Raw genomic sequence first — 13,275 nt, forward strand, 5'->3', positions numbered from 1 at the left:
GCATCGGTGCGGGTGCCCGGCTGTACCGCTCGGTCGCCGGGTCGGGCCTCAGCCCGGAAGTTCGCGGCGTTTCACCAGGTCGTATGCGTAGGCGGGCCACCAGGTTCCGGCGCTGGGTTGCCCGGGAGCGCAGGATCCGTCGGATTCGCCGGGCCGCTTGATCCACAGATCCGCGTCGGCCGGGGTCGAGCCGGTGACGATCGAGGGTGGCAGGCCGAGTCCCCGCTCCCAAGGATTGCACCAGCTACCAGGGCCTTCCGGCGGCGGTCCGGTGCCATTGCGGGAAGTATCCACGATGTAGTGCCCGAAACCGAGCCGTGCGACGACCGCGTCTCCATACGCACGTTCGGTTTCCGTGCGATAGAAATTGGCGACATTCAAACTGAATCCTCGTGCGCGCCAGGCATGTACGGCCACGAGGCGGCGCGCGAGCTCGTCCGCGGGCAGCCAGTGCGAGTTGCCGCCGTCGACGTAGACGGCGACGCGGGGATCGACGGTGAGCCGGTCGACGGCGTAGGCGAGCAGTCGCGTCCGTTCGGCCGCCTGCTCGGGGGTCAGGCACGAGGTGTGGGCCAGCGCGTCGGGTTCGAGCACCACCACCGTGTGCCGATGGCCGATGCCCGTCGCGAACCGGTCGATCCAGTGGCGGTACGCACCGGCGTCGGCCGCTCCCGTACCCGGTCCGGTCCCGCAGTCGCGATGCGGAATCGCATAGGCGACAAGGACTGTCAGTGCCGGACCGGCAGCGGAAACGTAATCGTCCACGGCGGCGGAGAGGCGGTCGGCGGGGATCGCGGAATCGAACCAGCGGGCCGTCGGCTCCACCGCGATGGCCCGCAACGGTTCCTGCCCGGGTTCGCGCGCCGCCGCCGCGGACTGCGCTCCGGGATCCACGTACAGGGCGTATCCGGCCAACGGATTCGGCTGGGCGGCAGGATGATCCGGCAGCGCGAAACAGGCGGCGAGCAGCAGCAGGCCGATCAGTGCCCTGGCTCGCATATCCACCTCAACCGGGAGTCGCGGAGAGACCGCCGTCGACAATGGAGATGAACTCTACCGACAACCGTTGACCCGCTGCGCTACTCGGGATTTCCGGCGGGCGCGGCTCGGGAGGCATCGGGTGTGCGGCGGATCGGCAGGGCCGCCGCGGTGGCGAGCGTGCGCCGTAGTCGCCAGGGGAGCGCTGCGAACAGCGACATCATGGCGGCGGCGGTGCCGCGCAGGTCGTCGCGGCCGGAGAGGTACGCGCGCTGGGACTCGACGGGCAGTCCGAAGAAGGCCTCGAAGAACAGTGGCAGGTCGGCGGGCGGCAGCGCCAGCAGGGCGCGTAATCCGGCCTGGCGCAACAGGTGCACCGCCCGCGCCGGACCCGGCCACAGGGATTCCCCGGCTACGACGGCATCGGCCATCCGCAGCGAGGTCGCGACGCTGTACCCCGTCGCCGGATGCGTGAAAGCGCCCGCGGCGCCGAACGTGGAGGCGTTCGGCCGGCCGCCGTGCACCGGGAATCGGACCCGTTCGACCGGCTCGGTCCCGGTGAGAGCGATTCCCCGGGAACGCAATCGGTGCGTCAGCCGGTCGTGCAGCGTTCGCTGATCCAGCGCCGGGAGCCCGGCCAGGCACGTCTCCTCCAGCAGGATCCGCTCGTCGTCCAGTGGCACCGCGTACAGAAACGACCGGGGCGCATCGGTTTCCGCGCCGTTGTCCGCGCGCCAGTCCATGAAATACGTCTCCTGCTCCGGCAGCCGGGCCCGGTCCGCGATCACCCCGAATGCCGTCTGCTCGGCCAGCCTGGGGGAGCGGGCGACCCCGCGCGCGTCGATGACCCGTCCGGCCGCCAGTACCGAACCCGACGCGAGCCGCACCGACGGCAGATCCAGTCCGTCGTGCCGGTAGCGCGCCGCGCGCGCGATCTCGGTCACGCTGTCCTGCCGGAGCCGCGCACCCGTGACGTCCAGCGAATCCTGTAGGCGTGCCGTATCGAAGACGAGGTAGGGGCGATCCAATTCGATGCGGCGCTGCGCCCACGCGATCGGGCGGTCGACCATGGCCCCGACCGCCACCGGGGCGATCCACTGCGGCAGCTCATCCGCCCAGGCCGCATAGGTGGCCGTCCATCGCCGCCGGGGGTGCGGATCGACGATCGTGACCGAGAGTCCGTGTGTCAGCGCGCGGTGGGCGAGGGCTCGCCCCGCCGGGCCCGCACCGCAGATGAGCAGATCGTCGGTCACCACGTGATTGGATCATGCCGGGTCGCCCGCCTACGCTTCGGGAATGATGCCGGGCCGGGGAGGGCTCGGGCAGGCCGCGAAAGGTGAGCAGATGACGTATCCACCCGCCGGATTCGGCGGCGACCCCACCGTGCACGGGCAGCCGCCGCAGGATCCGGATCCGGCGTGGTGGGACCACCCCGCTCAGCAGACCGGCGGCCAGCAGCAGACGCCGCAGACCGGCTGGCCGGGACAGCAGCCGGCCGACCCGGCGGGCTGGCAGCCGACTCAGACGAATTGGATTGGGCAGCAAGGGTATCCGCAGCAGTCGGGGTATCCGCAGGATGCTGGTTACGGGCAGCAGCCGGGCTTCCAGCAGAACCCGGGCTTTCCGCAGCAGCCGGGCTTCCCGCCGCCGCAGCCGCCGAAGTCGAACACCGGCTTGATCATCGGCGTGGTGCTCGGCGCGATCGTCGTGCTCGCGGTCGCCGTCGGCACGATCGTCCTGGTCTCCAAGAAGGACGACTCCTCGCAGGCCGACGCCACCACGACCACCACCACGACGTTCGCCACCAGCGCCCCGGCCACCACCCGCAGTGCGCCCACCACCTCCAAGTCCGCGCCCGGCGGCAGCCGCTTCAGCTACACCGAATACGGCAAGGACTGGAACTTCAAACTGGGCGACGTCGCGCTGCAGGCCACCTACGTGTCCGGTCGCGACTACGACTCCTGCGCCCCGATCGAGGAGTCGGGCACACTGACCGGCCTCGGGTGCACGCGCGCCTCGGAGATGGCGTGGAAGACCGAGAACGGCGCACTCATGCTGACTCAGCTGGTGCTCACCATGGCCGACGCCGACAAGGCCTCCAGCGCCGACGGCCAGTTCGACGACAAGGACGTGGTGCTCCCCGACGGCAGCTACATCAAGAACTTCGAAACCGGCAAATGGCAGGACGGCAACCAGGGCAAGTTCCTGGTCATCACCGTCGGGACCGCCACTCCGGCCGTCGACGAGGCGACGGTCGAGAAGTACGTCAAGTACCGACACAACGACACCCTGGGTGCGCTGGCCTTCCGCTGAGCATTTCGCAACTCGCGCCCGGCACCCACTCCTGGTGCCGGGCGCGAGTTTTCGATGCGTCCGGTGTCAGATGCCGCCGGTGGCCAGCAGGCCGCCATCCACCCGCACGGTCGTGCCCGTGATCCACGAGGACTCGTCCGAGGCCAGGAATCCGATCAGCGCCGCCACATCCTCCGGCGACCCCAGCCGCTTCATCGGATAGACGCCCGCCGCGGCCTCCTCGTCGGCCGAATACAGCGCGTCCGCGAACTTGGTCTTGATCACTCCCGGCGCCACCGCGTTCACCCGGATCTTCGGGCCCAGCTGCCACGACAGCTCCTCGGTGAGCCGGATGAGCGCGGCCTTGGACGCCCCGTACGCGGCGATCACGCCGGTGGACCGCAGCCCCGCGACGCTGGCCACATTTACCACCGCGCCCCCGTGCTCACCCATCCACGCCCGGTACGCCTCCTGCACATAACCCAGCGCCGCAACGACATTCACATCGAAGATCTTGCGCACGGCATCCAGATCGGCATCCATCAGCGCCCCGTACACCGGATTGATCCCGGTGTTGTTGATCAGCACATCCAGCGACCCGAACTGCGCCACCGCGGCGGCGACCTGCTCGGCCCGAGCCGCCGCATCGCCCGAATTGCCGGCGACCGCGACCACCTGCCCCGCATACCCCAGCCCGCGCAGCCGCTCCGCCGCCTCCTCCAGCGGCTCCGGCTTCCGAGCCGAAATCACCACATTGGCGCCCCGCCGCAGCAGCTCCGCAGCCACCGCGAACCCGATACCCCGGCTGGCTCCGGTGACCAGCGCGCTCTTACCCGACAAGTCATCACTCATGTGACGGCACGCTACTTCAGTCCCCTCATATGAGCGATCTCGCGGTGGTTTGGGGGTCATGCGGTCACCTTATGCCGGTGGTGCAGTCACACGGAAGAACCAAGTCGGTGCAGTCACATGGACGGGGCGGGACAGCGACAGGCAGGATCGCATCCCCGAGATCCGCTCGCCGCAATGGTCAAGGCCGTGTCGTCCGCGCCAGGGGATGGGGCATGCCTGTCACCGCGGTCAGCGCCTCGGCAATTTCGGAGAGCGAAGCGCGAACGTAGGTGTAGGTGGCGCCGTCTCCGTAGGTGGGCTCCGAGTGTCCGGCGTAGGCGCGTGAGATGGCGTAGCCGAATTCGCGCTCGACGAACGTGAGCGTGGTGTAACGCAACCAATGCGCGCTCACCTGCATGGTGTCCGCCCAGCCGAGATGTTCGCGTATCCGCTTGGACAGGTAGTCGTAGCGGCGTCGTCCGATGGGTCTGCCGCTCCGATAACGGAGCACCTGTCGAGTCGATCGAGTGCCCCCGCGCGTGCTGACGTGCTCGACGAGCCGACGCATCAGCAGCGGGGAGACGGGTTGCCAGCGCTCGGTCTCGTCCTTCTCTCGCAGCTTGACGAGGCAGTCGTGCGTGTTGAGATCGTCGACCGTCAATGAGAGGACTCCGGCCTTGCGGCAAGCGGTTTCGATATGGAGCCGGACGATGAGGGCATCGAGCTCTCTGTCGTTACCGGTCGTGGAGGCGACCTCGCCTATCTGTCGAACTTGGTCGAAGGTGAGTGCGTGCCGAGTGCTGGGAAGCTGCCGAGGTTTGTGGACCCGGCCGGCCGGGTTGTCGACGGGGCGGATCCAGCGGTCGGCTTCGGCGTGCCGGTAGATGCACCGGATCGCGGAAACCATATTTGCTGCTGCTCCGCGACCGCCGCGGGAGTTCGCACGCACGACGGCGTGACGACGATGGTCTTTCACGAGCAGATCGATCTCTGTGGTGGTCGGCGCGTCGAGAGTCCGCTCACCCCAGATATTCTCGACGATCCGCCAATACGGTTCGTAATTGCGGACAGTGGATTCCGGTAGCGCCTCTCGCAGTCGGGGGATGAACTCACCGAACGTCGGGACAAGCCTGTGGCGATTTACATGGTCCGCGAGGTCACCGATCGTGAGACCGAGCCGTGAGAGCAGATGGGCCGCAGTATTGAGGTCATCGTCGGTCATGGCTCTGTCACCCATGGTGACCGGAGGTACCCCCATAGCGCTGCCGCCACGACGCGCGTCGGATAGACAACGAGCTGAGTCCGTGCCAGAAGAGCTGCAATCAACACCCGATCGCCGGCGCCCAACCCGCATGCGTGGCGGATCGAGGCCGGCAGGACCAGGTAGCCATTCGCGCGTACGCACCAACAGCTGTCCGCATCGGCGCGAACAACGGGTAGGCCTTCGACCAGGGCAATCGAGATAGGCTGGCCTGGAGTCCAACCCAGGAAGCTGATCGCCGATCTGTCGGACAACCGGCCGTGGTTGTCGACAGTCGCCGAACACTGATGAATCTCATCGATGGGTGTTGGCCCCGGCGCGTGCGGAAATGCGAACGGGATGCCCGGAGAGCTCGGTCTCGGCGATGCGGACTGGAAAATCAGATCGAACTCCGAGTCGAGTATTCCTGCCCGAACATCGTCGTGATCGGGAGTTCGCCGACTTGCTCCGAAAGGCCGCCCGGCTGAAGGCATCTGATCACCGTGTCGAACATCCGTCGGACCCGGCTCGCTCGCCGTTCGCGGCCGCCAACTCTGGTCACCATGCCCCGCTCCCTGGGGCTGGTTACCCTGCCGGACATCATTTGTTCTGATCACGTTTGATCTCCGCAGGTTGGGTATCCGGCGAGGAACTCGAGAGAAGCGAGGGGTGAAGTGTTGGCCTGTAACGTGATTGACGCCATGTCCCTTCACTCCATGCTCGGCGTGTGCGCGGTGCTGTATTTGGGCGGGTGTGGGAGTCTATGCAACCCTGCGGGACCTGGATGCGCCATGACTAGATCGAATTGTGTTGTGGGAGAGCGCGCCCCTCGGATGTGGATCAAATCGCGCGATTTCTGGCGTCGCCAACGATCGGGTGTAGGTCGAACTGGACTACGGCGACCGCGATTTCGAGCGGGTTGGCCTGCTCGACTTCATTGCCAGCAGGAAGGCGACCTGGATCGAACGAGGGCGGAAGCGGTGCCTGGCAAGGCTGTCCGTGTTGGGTTCGACGGCTGGATGTTCCCTGGAAGCGGCGTCGGGTTCGTGTGGATTAGGGCCGACTTTTTCTAGCGACCGTGCCGGGCGTCAGAGCGCCTTTCGTCTCCTGCCGCAGAATATTGCCCTGGCCCGGCGCGTGCGAAGGGGGTCGATCTCGAACCTGCCTGCCGGGCAGTTCATTCGGCAGGCAGTCCGTGATCGCTACTTGCCGGCCTTGTTGTAGGCATCCAGGATCTCGGCCGAGACCCGCCCGCGGCTCGATACCTCGAAGCCGTTCTTCCGGGCCCAGTTGCGAATAGCCTGGGTCTGCTCGCGATCGACTGCGGGACGAGACTTGGTGACGGTCGAGGTCTTCGATGAACGACCCATTTTGCGGGCGTGCTGGGTCCACTGTTCGAAGGTCCCACGCATGTGAGCGGCGTTCAGCTTCGACAGGTCGATCTCGTAGGCAACGCCCTCGACAGCAAAGTGCACTGTCTCCTCGGCGGTGGACTTGCCGTCATAATCGTCCACCAGCTCAACGACGACCTTGCGTGCCATGAAAGCAGCCTTTCTGGTTGCACCAATGTAGTGATACAACAGCCTAGTGGCATCGAGCTAACTCTGGATCCCCGGCTGGACCTGCGCGGGACATCGGTGCCAGGCCATGTCGCGCGCCACCGAGTCTTTCCCATCGCGCCATTAGCGATGTGCTTGCTCCTGACATCGAGACTCCGCAGCCAGCAGTTTGTGGACGGCACAGAGGCATTGGCGACTGGCGAAGAAGTCGTGTTGTCTGAATGAATGTCTGGGACTGTCAGTGCTGCAACAGCTTTGATGGTCCACAACGAATCGCAGCCGTACGGACACGTGCTTCGAGCTGCATCCGCACCACGTCGCCGATACCTACACATTTATGACTTCCATCCGAGCCCGGGACGTCGTCAGCGATGAGCGGGTGATCTATGCCGGCGCTGTGGACGTCGATGGTCCTTGTGGTGTCATTGCGGTTGCTGCCGCCGACAGCAGACAGACAGCTTCTTCCTGGTGATCTTGTGGCCGTCATCGCCATGGGCAAGGCGCAGTCTCGGCCAGCCTGGAACGCCGCGATCATTAAGGGCCGCAGCCGATTTCATGGTGCCGAGGTGTTCTTCACGGCGCATCCGAGTCCGCTGTCGGTCAATCAGGTCGACAAGCACAATGGACGGTTCAATCGTGACCATATCGCCGAGACCTTCGCGCGAGTGGCAAGCCTGCTTCGGTGAAGGGCGGGAGGTGGTTCAGCCGGCGCGGATAGCGCGCCGGTAGCGGGCATTGAGTGACTCGATCGCGTTGGCGGAGGACACGATTCGACGGATCTCGACATCGTAGTCGAGGAACGGAACGACCGACGGCGGCCCAGAGGCATCCGCTATTGCGAGTTCAGGGTGCATTCGCGCGAGCGGGTTCGCGCGCAGAGCAACTTTCGAGTTCAGTTGTGCGACTGTGCAATCCACGCCGCTGCCTCGAGCGTCCGGTCCGGCGACTGTTGTCGGCTCCGGCTGGTGGCGCAGGCACAAAGTTGTTGGTGGCGTTGCTGATCGGGTCATCCGCGGAGCGGAAGGTACCGGTTGGTCTCCGGCAGCTGGTCGTTGCCGGAGACCTGCGAGGATCACGCCATGGCATCGACCACGTTCGGCTTGACCGGTTTGATCATCGCCAACGCGATCACGATGCACACGGCGTAAAGCCCGGCGGCGGCGAGGAATCCGGCGGAATATCCTGTGGTGAGCGCATCGTTCACCGGCACCATGTGGCTTGCGTGGCGGGTTGTAGTGGTGGCGATCGTGGCGAGCGCTGCCAGACCCAGTGAGCTGCCGACCTGGCTGCCTGCGGTGAGCAGTGCGGAGCCGATACCGGCCTCGGATGCGTCGATGCCCCGTACACCGACGCCGGTGCTGATGACTGCGGTGATACCCAGTCCGATGCCCGTCGCCAGGCTCGCGGGCAGGACGAAAGCGTAGATACTCGAGTGCGGGGTGAGGAAGCCGAACATGACGCTGCCCGCGGCGATGATCCCCAAGCCGATCGACAACGCTGTCCTTTCCGACGTCCGCTCCATCAACTTCGGTGCGATGCCTGCCGCCAGGCCGAATCCGAGCGCGAGCGGCAGATACATGAGACTGGTCTTCAAGGCCGAATACCCTTGTACCTGTTGAAAGAACAGGGTGAGGAAGTAATACGTCGCGGTGGATCCGGAGTAGTACAGGAATGTCACTATGTTCGCGGCGACTCGACCGTGTTCGTTGATCACCTCGCGTGGCACCATCGGTGTCCGGCTCGTCAGCTGGATGAAAGCGAACACTGCCAGTAGAACGACTCCAGCGACCAGCAGTGCAATGACGGTGCCGTCCGTCCAGCTGTGCGCGGCAACGCGATTGACCGCGAAGATCAGCGAGCCGATACCGATGGTCGAAGTGATCGCGCCGGGGAAATCGATGCCGACCCGGTCCCGCTCACCTTCTACGAGCACGCTGACGCCTACGAGTATGGCCAGCACGACGGGGATGTTCACCAACAGCACCCACCGCCAGCTGGCGTAGGTGGTGAGTATCCCACCCAAGAGCAAGCCCATCAGGGCCGCCATTCCGGTAGCGGCACCGTACACCCCGAGCGCCCTATTGCGTTGATCCCCGGCCCGGAACGTACTCACCAGGAGCGATAACGCTCCGGGCGTGGCGACCGCAGCTCCGATGCCCTGCACCGCGCGCGCGAGGATGAGTTCGGTCCCGGTGCCAGCCAGTCCGCCGCACAGCGACGCCACCCCGAACACTACGAGCCCGAAGCGGAATACGTTCTTGCGCCCCAACGCATCACCCACCCGTCCGGCGACGAGCATGAAACCACCGAACGTCAGCGTGTAGGCGTTCAGGACCCAATTCAGGTTGTCCGCCGACATGTGCAACGACCGATAAATGCTGGGCAGGGCGACAATCATGATCGTGCCGTCGAGCACAACCATGAATCGTGCCAGGGCGATGATCGTTATAGCGATCGCCCCTTGCGTGCGTGGAGGCGCGCCGGTTTCGGCGGCAACGCCGATTTCTAGCTCGGACATCGCTATTGGTCCCTCATCGCCGTTCGGTACGCGTCGTTACCTTCGTGACTTCGGGAAGTCGCCGGTCCGTCGCCGAGGTGGGGACCATCCGGGCGACGGAGGTCGGCATTTCCCCGACCGTGAACACGTGGACCGAGTTGCCGATCCTCGCGGCCGTGAAGGAGGCTCGAACGGGAACGAAATCCGGCATGGCGATCGCGTGCTGACCGGGTTGGAGTTCCTCATCGAAGACCACCGCGGAAGTGCTCTGGGGCTCCGGAGGTTGGAACGAGGTGCCCCACCACGCCTCGACGGTCGCGTGAGCTGCTCGGGCGAGCGTGACCAGCACAGATCGTCGGGAACTGTCGTAGCTGACCTCCACACCCGACGACGCGTCGGCAGCGGTGACGGCTTCGACCTGGGCAGCGACCAGACCGGCCATACCCGCGAGTCCCTGGACGAAGGTCACCGTGGGATTCAGCTTGGACACCTCCTCGCGAAGACGGCGTTTCGTGTTCGCGGGAACCATCCCGCCGAAGGCGAGGACGTCGAGGGTCGATACGTCGTAATCGTCGAGGACATCGTCGAACTGGTTGGTGGCGTTGGCCTCGAAACCCTTGTCTCGCAAGATGTCAACTGTTTCGAGGAGCACGCTCGGGCTTCGTCCGACGATCAGGACTCGTGCGGCGTGCTGAGTAGGAAAGGCATTCATGGGATCTCCAGACGGAGGTTGCGAAACGGCGGACCGTGATCCTCGTTTTCGAGGCCGCCGTTGTTGGCCATGCCAACATATCATGTGTTGGCATGGCCAACAACTGCTAGTCTTTGGTCATGCCTGCCCGCCACAGTCGGTCCGACCGCACCCCCGACCGCATCAAGAACCGCCCGACCTGGCTCATCAGCCGGGCGTTCGCCCGGTCTTCAGCGATGCTCTCCGCAGGTTTCGAGCAGCACGGTGACGGATTGCGCGGCCACCATTACCGTCTCCTGGCCGCGCTCGAGCAGTGGGGCCCGGCCAGTCAAGCCGACCTCGGGCGCGACACCGGAATCGACCGCAGTGACGTGACGGCAGCGCTGATCGAACTCGAAGCACGCAGGCTCATCGAGCGGCGCGTCGATCCCGAGAACAAGAAACGAAACATCGTCACGATCACCGCCGGCGGCATCCACGAACTCACTGCGCTCGACTCGGTCGTCGGAAACGTCCAAGACGGCCTGCTCGCATCGCTCACCCCGGCGCAACGGCGCCAACTGGTCGGGCTGCTGACACGACTCCTCGAGCCAACCGATTGATCGCGAGACATTCGGCTGAGCGCGGAAGGCCGTTGCGGCACACCCGAGCAGCCGACGTCGTCTGCTGCTCGGGTGTGCCCCGATCAGCAACGCCACCAACAACTTTGTGCCGGCGCCATCGAGCGGGAATCGACACCGTTGACGCGGGATGGGCCGAACCCACCGCCCGAGCCTGTGAACGCACTACATTGCCGCATACCGCGCTGACCGAACCGGCCAGTGCGAGGCATCGGAAGATCAACTGGTCGTTCTGATTCGAGGTCGGCAGAACGTCCGTAACTGCCGAGTTGAGAGTGTTCGGTGGGCACGATAGGGCCTGGCCGGCACGCTACTACGCCGCGCTGATGCGGTATGCCCGATCGCCGGCCGCACTGGCTGACACCCGAGCCGACGAGGATCCATCTTACTGTTATCCGACATACCCCCATCGGCAGTCGGTGTAGAGGTCCGCGGACGTTGCGGATCTGCTCACCAAGACCGAGCACGGGTCTGTGGTCGCACCCACCCGGGTAAAGAGCGTGATCGAGGTCGAGAACGCGCAATCGAACCCGATGGGCTGCCAAGGCGCCGTGTCAGCGCAAGTACCGGCCCGTTGACTGTAGTTCGCGGGCATCACCAGGGGATGCTCATCGAGCCATGATGTCGACGCGGTGAACTGGCCGATGTATTCATACCGAGGGTCGGCCATATAGCCGGAACCAGTGCAGTGGTCATCCATCCGCTTCAGCTGGAATTGTTCCGGTACAACAACGTTGAAGTATCTCGTCAGCTGCTCACGGGCCTGCCCATCGGTCAGCGACCCACAAGTCGCTTCCGCGGAACCTGTGCTCGGCGTGAACGCATCAAACACCGCCAGGCCCACCACCGCGATCGCTGCCAGCCCAGCGAACACCATCAAGTACCCGCACCACCGTACGGCGCCCCGAATCCACATCTCTGCCCGCCACTCCTCGGAAACCATTGCGGTACACCCGATCCACCCACGCGAGGGCGATGACTGCCGACCATCGGGCCGCCGAGCACCACCGTGACCACCGTCGACCGCACTCTACTGCCGCATACCGCGCTGACCGAACCGGCCAGCGCGAACCCCCGGAAGATCTACGGGCAGATCGCCGTACAGCCTGCAGTGCGCGCTCAGGCCGCAGAGCACGCTGCTAGCGCTGGCCAAGTGGCGAGAATCGGTTGGTCGGACTCCCTGCGGCACACAACATCCGCCATCGAACCCCCGCCCGATCGGCGCAGCGGATTGTTTCAGCGCCGGCGGGTAAGACTTTGCACGTCGATGTGAGAGTGCTGTCGGGAAGGCGCGTAGCTGTGGGTGCCCGTAACCAGAATCAATGGACCAAGCAGATCATCACCCGGTTGACAAAGGCCATGGCAGCAGAAGGCTTCACGGTCTGCGTGCCGCTGGAGGTATGGCCCAGCACCGGGAAGCGTCTGTGGACGGAGGTCTACTTCAGTCCGGCGAGCGAGTCTATCCCCAGCATGACCTCGACTGTTGATGCCCACATCGAACGTCACCGCGATGGTGGCCTGCGTCTGGAAGGGACTGCGCGGATCGGATCGCCGGCCGTCGAGGAGGTCATGCGTGATATGCCCGGCGACGGGCTGAGCTTCGGCGACATCGATGCCGGGCGCTTCAAGCTGTTGGATGTTTCGCCGAAGCCACGGGTGATGTCGATCGATTTCGACGCCGAGCTCGATGTGGCGGTGGCTCAGTTCATGGAGTACGTCCGCGGCCCGGTACGTGAATGGTTCGCCAAACGATCCACGTTCCCCGCTCTACTGCAGACGGCACGCGAGCCGACAATCGCGCCGTGGGAAACGAATCCGGATCCGACGCTGCTGCGCGGAACTGTCGTGCTGTGCGTGCTGGATGGCCGGGTGCAGGATGCGGCGTCGTTGATGCGGTGGTATCTGCAGCGGGACCAGTTCCACCGGTGGGACTGCCTTGAGGATGCGTGCGCGTTCGACGCCGCGATGCGGGAACGGTTCCCCGCTTACGCCGCCGAGAGATCCAATCAGCCGTAGCGGACTAACATCCGCTATTGCCGCATACCGCGCTGACCCAACCGGCCAGTGCAAGGCATCGGAAGATCAACTGGCCGTGCCGATCCGAGGCCGGGGGAACGTCCGCAACTGCCGAATGCCGTGCGTTTGGAGGCAACGAGATCGTCGAGGCTGCCGATGATGAACAGCTCACCAAGGCCATCGCCCGTTACGGGCGTGTCGACCTGGCTCTGTATCGACGACTGAGCTGGCAAGTCACCAACCAAGTGGCCCACATCTGACTGCGGATCAGAAGGTTGGAAGTTCGAGTCTCTCCGGGCGCGCAAAGTAGAAGGCCCCTCCACTCGGTGGAGGGGCCTTCTGCGTTGTGGCCGTTGGGGTTACAGGCCGAGGGCCTTCAGGACGCCGCCCGTCTTGTGCCGACATCTCGGGGTGGTGCAGTCGATGGGCCGGGTCGCATCGGCCTTGGACAATTCCCCGGCCGAATCGTTCAACTCCACCCTGAAGGTCGAATTCGTGCACCGGCACCGTTTCCGCACCCGCGCCGAGGCCGCGTTGCGGATCGTCACCTG

13 protein-coding genes and 1 pseudogene are annotated in these 13,275 nt (G+C 65.2%); 5 read left to right on the forward strand and 9 right to left on the reverse strand.

Features of this window, described 5'->3' with window-relative positions; all coding sequences use genetic code 11:
- Positions 1-48: 48 nt before the first annotated feature.
- Positions 49-999: a glycoside hydrolase family 6 protein gene (locus ACIRRA_RS10640; RefSeq protein WP_402765862.1), complete on the reverse strand. Its 951-nt coding sequence runs from the start codon at positions 997-999 to the stop codon at positions 49-51.
- 80 nt (positions 1,000-1,079) lie between these two features.
- Entirely contained in the window at positions 1,080-2,234 is a 1,155-nt protein-coding gene (locus tag ACIRRA_RS10645; protein WP_402765865.1) for a lycopene cyclase family protein, read from the reverse strand.
- Between the two features lie 88 nt (positions 2,235-2,322).
- Here ACIRRA_RS10645 and ACIRRA_RS10650 point away from each other — a divergent pair, with 88 nt between their 5' ends.
- Positions 2,323-3,291, forward strand: a complete 969-nt coding sequence (locus tag ACIRRA_RS10650; protein ID WP_402765868.1) for a hypothetical protein — start codon at positions 2,323-2,325, stop codon at positions 3,289-3,291.
- A gap of 66 nt (positions 3,292-3,357) precedes the next feature.
- Here the strand turns inward: ACIRRA_RS10650 and ACIRRA_RS10655 are convergent, their stop codons facing one another.
- The 3 genes from ACIRRA_RS10655 to ACIRRA_RS10665 all read right to left on the reverse strand — a co-directional run bounded on the left by ACIRRA_RS10655 (position 3,358) and on the right by ACIRRA_RS10665 (position 6,882).
- Positions 3,358-4,122: an SDR family oxidoreductase gene (locus ACIRRA_RS10655; RefSeq protein WP_402765871.1), complete on the reverse strand. Its 765-nt coding sequence runs from the start codon at positions 4,120-4,122 to the stop codon at positions 3,358-3,360.
- Between the two features lie 178 nt (positions 4,123-4,300).
- Positions 4,301-5,323 carry a tyrosine-type recombinase/integrase gene (locus ACIRRA_RS10660; RefSeq protein ID WP_402765873.1) on the reverse strand — a complete coding sequence of 341 codons (1,023 nt, stop codon included), beginning with the start codon at positions 5,321-5,323 and terminating at the stop codon, positions 4,301-4,303.
- 1,220 nt (positions 5,324-6,543) lie between these two features.
- Positions 6,544-6,882 (reverse strand): Lsr2 family protein, encoded by a 339-nt coding sequence (locus tag ACIRRA_RS10665; protein ID WP_402765876.1) that lies wholly within the window; start codon positions 6,880-6,882, stop codon positions 6,544-6,546.
- Positions 6,883-7,286: 404 nt separating this feature from the next.
- Between ACIRRA_RS10665 and ACIRRA_RS10670 the strand changes: the two genes are divergently transcribed.
- Positions 7,287-7,586 (forward strand): hypothetical protein, encoded by a 300-nt coding sequence (locus ACIRRA_RS10670; RefSeq protein ID WP_402765879.1) that lies wholly within the window; start codon positions 7,287-7,289, stop codon positions 7,584-7,586.
- 21 nt (positions 7,587-7,607) lie between these two features.
- Here the strand turns inward: ACIRRA_RS10670 and ACIRRA_RS10675 are convergent.
- From ACIRRA_RS10675 to ACIRRA_RS10685, 3 genes and pseudogenes are all read right to left on the reverse strand, one after another.
- Positions 7,608-7,706 (reverse strand): annotated as a pseudogene (locus tag ACIRRA_RS10675) (transposase); the annotation flags it as partial.
- Between the two features lie 266 nt (positions 7,707-7,972).
- Positions 7,973-9,418 (reverse strand): MFS transporter, encoded by a 1,446-nt coding sequence (locus tag ACIRRA_RS10680; RefSeq protein ID WP_402765881.1) that lies wholly within the window; start codon positions 9,416-9,418, stop codon positions 7,973-7,975.
- Positions 9,419-9,431: 13 nt separating this feature from the next.
- Entirely contained in the window at positions 9,432-10,025 is a 594-nt protein-coding gene (locus ACIRRA_RS10685; RefSeq protein WP_402765884.1) for a hypothetical protein, read from the reverse strand.
- A 203-nt stretch (positions 10,026-10,228) separates the two neighbouring features.
- Here ACIRRA_RS10685 and ACIRRA_RS10690 point away from each other — a divergent pair, with 203 nt between their 5' ends.
- Entirely contained in the window at positions 10,229-10,690 is a 462-nt protein-coding gene (locus tag ACIRRA_RS10690; protein WP_402765887.1) for a MarR family winged helix-turn-helix transcriptional regulator, read from the forward strand.
- A gap of 409 nt (positions 10,691-11,099) precedes the next feature.
- Here ACIRRA_RS10690 and ACIRRA_RS10695 read toward each other — a convergent pair whose 3' ends face one another.
- A complete protein-coding gene (locus ACIRRA_RS10695) occupies positions 11,100-11,588 on the reverse strand; it encodes a hypothetical protein (RefSeq protein WP_402765890.1) in 489 nt (162 codons plus the stop codon).
- A 419-nt stretch (positions 11,589-12,007) separates the two neighbouring features.
- Here ACIRRA_RS10695 and ACIRRA_RS10700 point away from each other — a divergent pair, with 419 nt between their 5' ends.
- Both ACIRRA_RS10700 and ACIRRA_RS10705 read left to right on the forward strand, forming a co-directional pair.
- Positions 12,008-12,724 (forward strand): hypothetical protein, encoded by a 717-nt coding sequence (locus tag ACIRRA_RS10700; protein WP_402765893.1) that lies wholly within the window; start codon positions 12,008-12,010, stop codon positions 12,722-12,724.
- A 17-nt stretch (positions 12,725-12,741) separates the two neighbouring features.
- Complete coding sequence (locus ACIRRA_RS10705) at positions 12,742-12,984, forward strand: hypothetical protein (protein ID WP_402765895.1); 243 nt, start codon at positions 12,742-12,744, stop codon at positions 12,982-12,984.
- The last annotated feature ends 291 nt before the right edge of the window (positions 12,985-13,275 follow it).

The sequence above is a fragment of the Nocardia sp. NPDC101769 genome (assembly GCF_044766925.1).
Taxonomy (GTDB): domain Bacteria; phylum Actinomycetota; class Actinomycetes; order Mycobacteriales; family Mycobacteriaceae; genus Nocardia.

Coding starts and splice junctions, on each gene's coding strand:
- ACIRRA_RS10665 (WP_402765876.1), bottom strand. CDS start 6,882: ATGGCACGCAAGGTCGTCGTTGAGCTGGTGGACGATTATGACGGCAAG.
- ACIRRA_RS10690 (WP_402765887.1), top strand. CDS start 10,229: ATGCCTGCCCGCCACAGTCGGTCCGACCGCACCCCCGACCGCATCAAG.
- ACIRRA_RS10640 (WP_402765862.1), bottom strand. CDS start 999: ATGCGAGCCAGGGCACTGATCGGCCTGCTGCTGCTCGCCGCCTGTTTC.
- ACIRRA_RS10655 (WP_402765871.1), bottom strand. CDS start 4,122: ATGAGTGATGACTTGTCGGGTAAGAGCGCGCTGGTCACCGGAGCCAGC.
- ACIRRA_RS10670 (WP_402765879.1), top strand. CDS start 7,287: ATGCCGGCGCTGTGGACGTCGATGGTCCTTGTGGTGTCATTGCGGTTG.
- ACIRRA_RS10660 (WP_402765873.1), bottom strand. CDS start 5,323: ATGACCGACGATGACCTCAATACTGCGGCCCATCTGCTCTCACGGCTC.
- ACIRRA_RS10680 (WP_402765881.1), bottom strand. CDS start 9,418: ATGTCCGAGCTAGAAATCGGCGTTGCCGCCGAAACCGGCGCGCCTCCA.
- ACIRRA_RS10650 (WP_402765868.1), top strand. CDS start 2,323: ATGACGTATCCACCCGCCGGATTCGGCGGCGACCCCACCGTGCACGGG.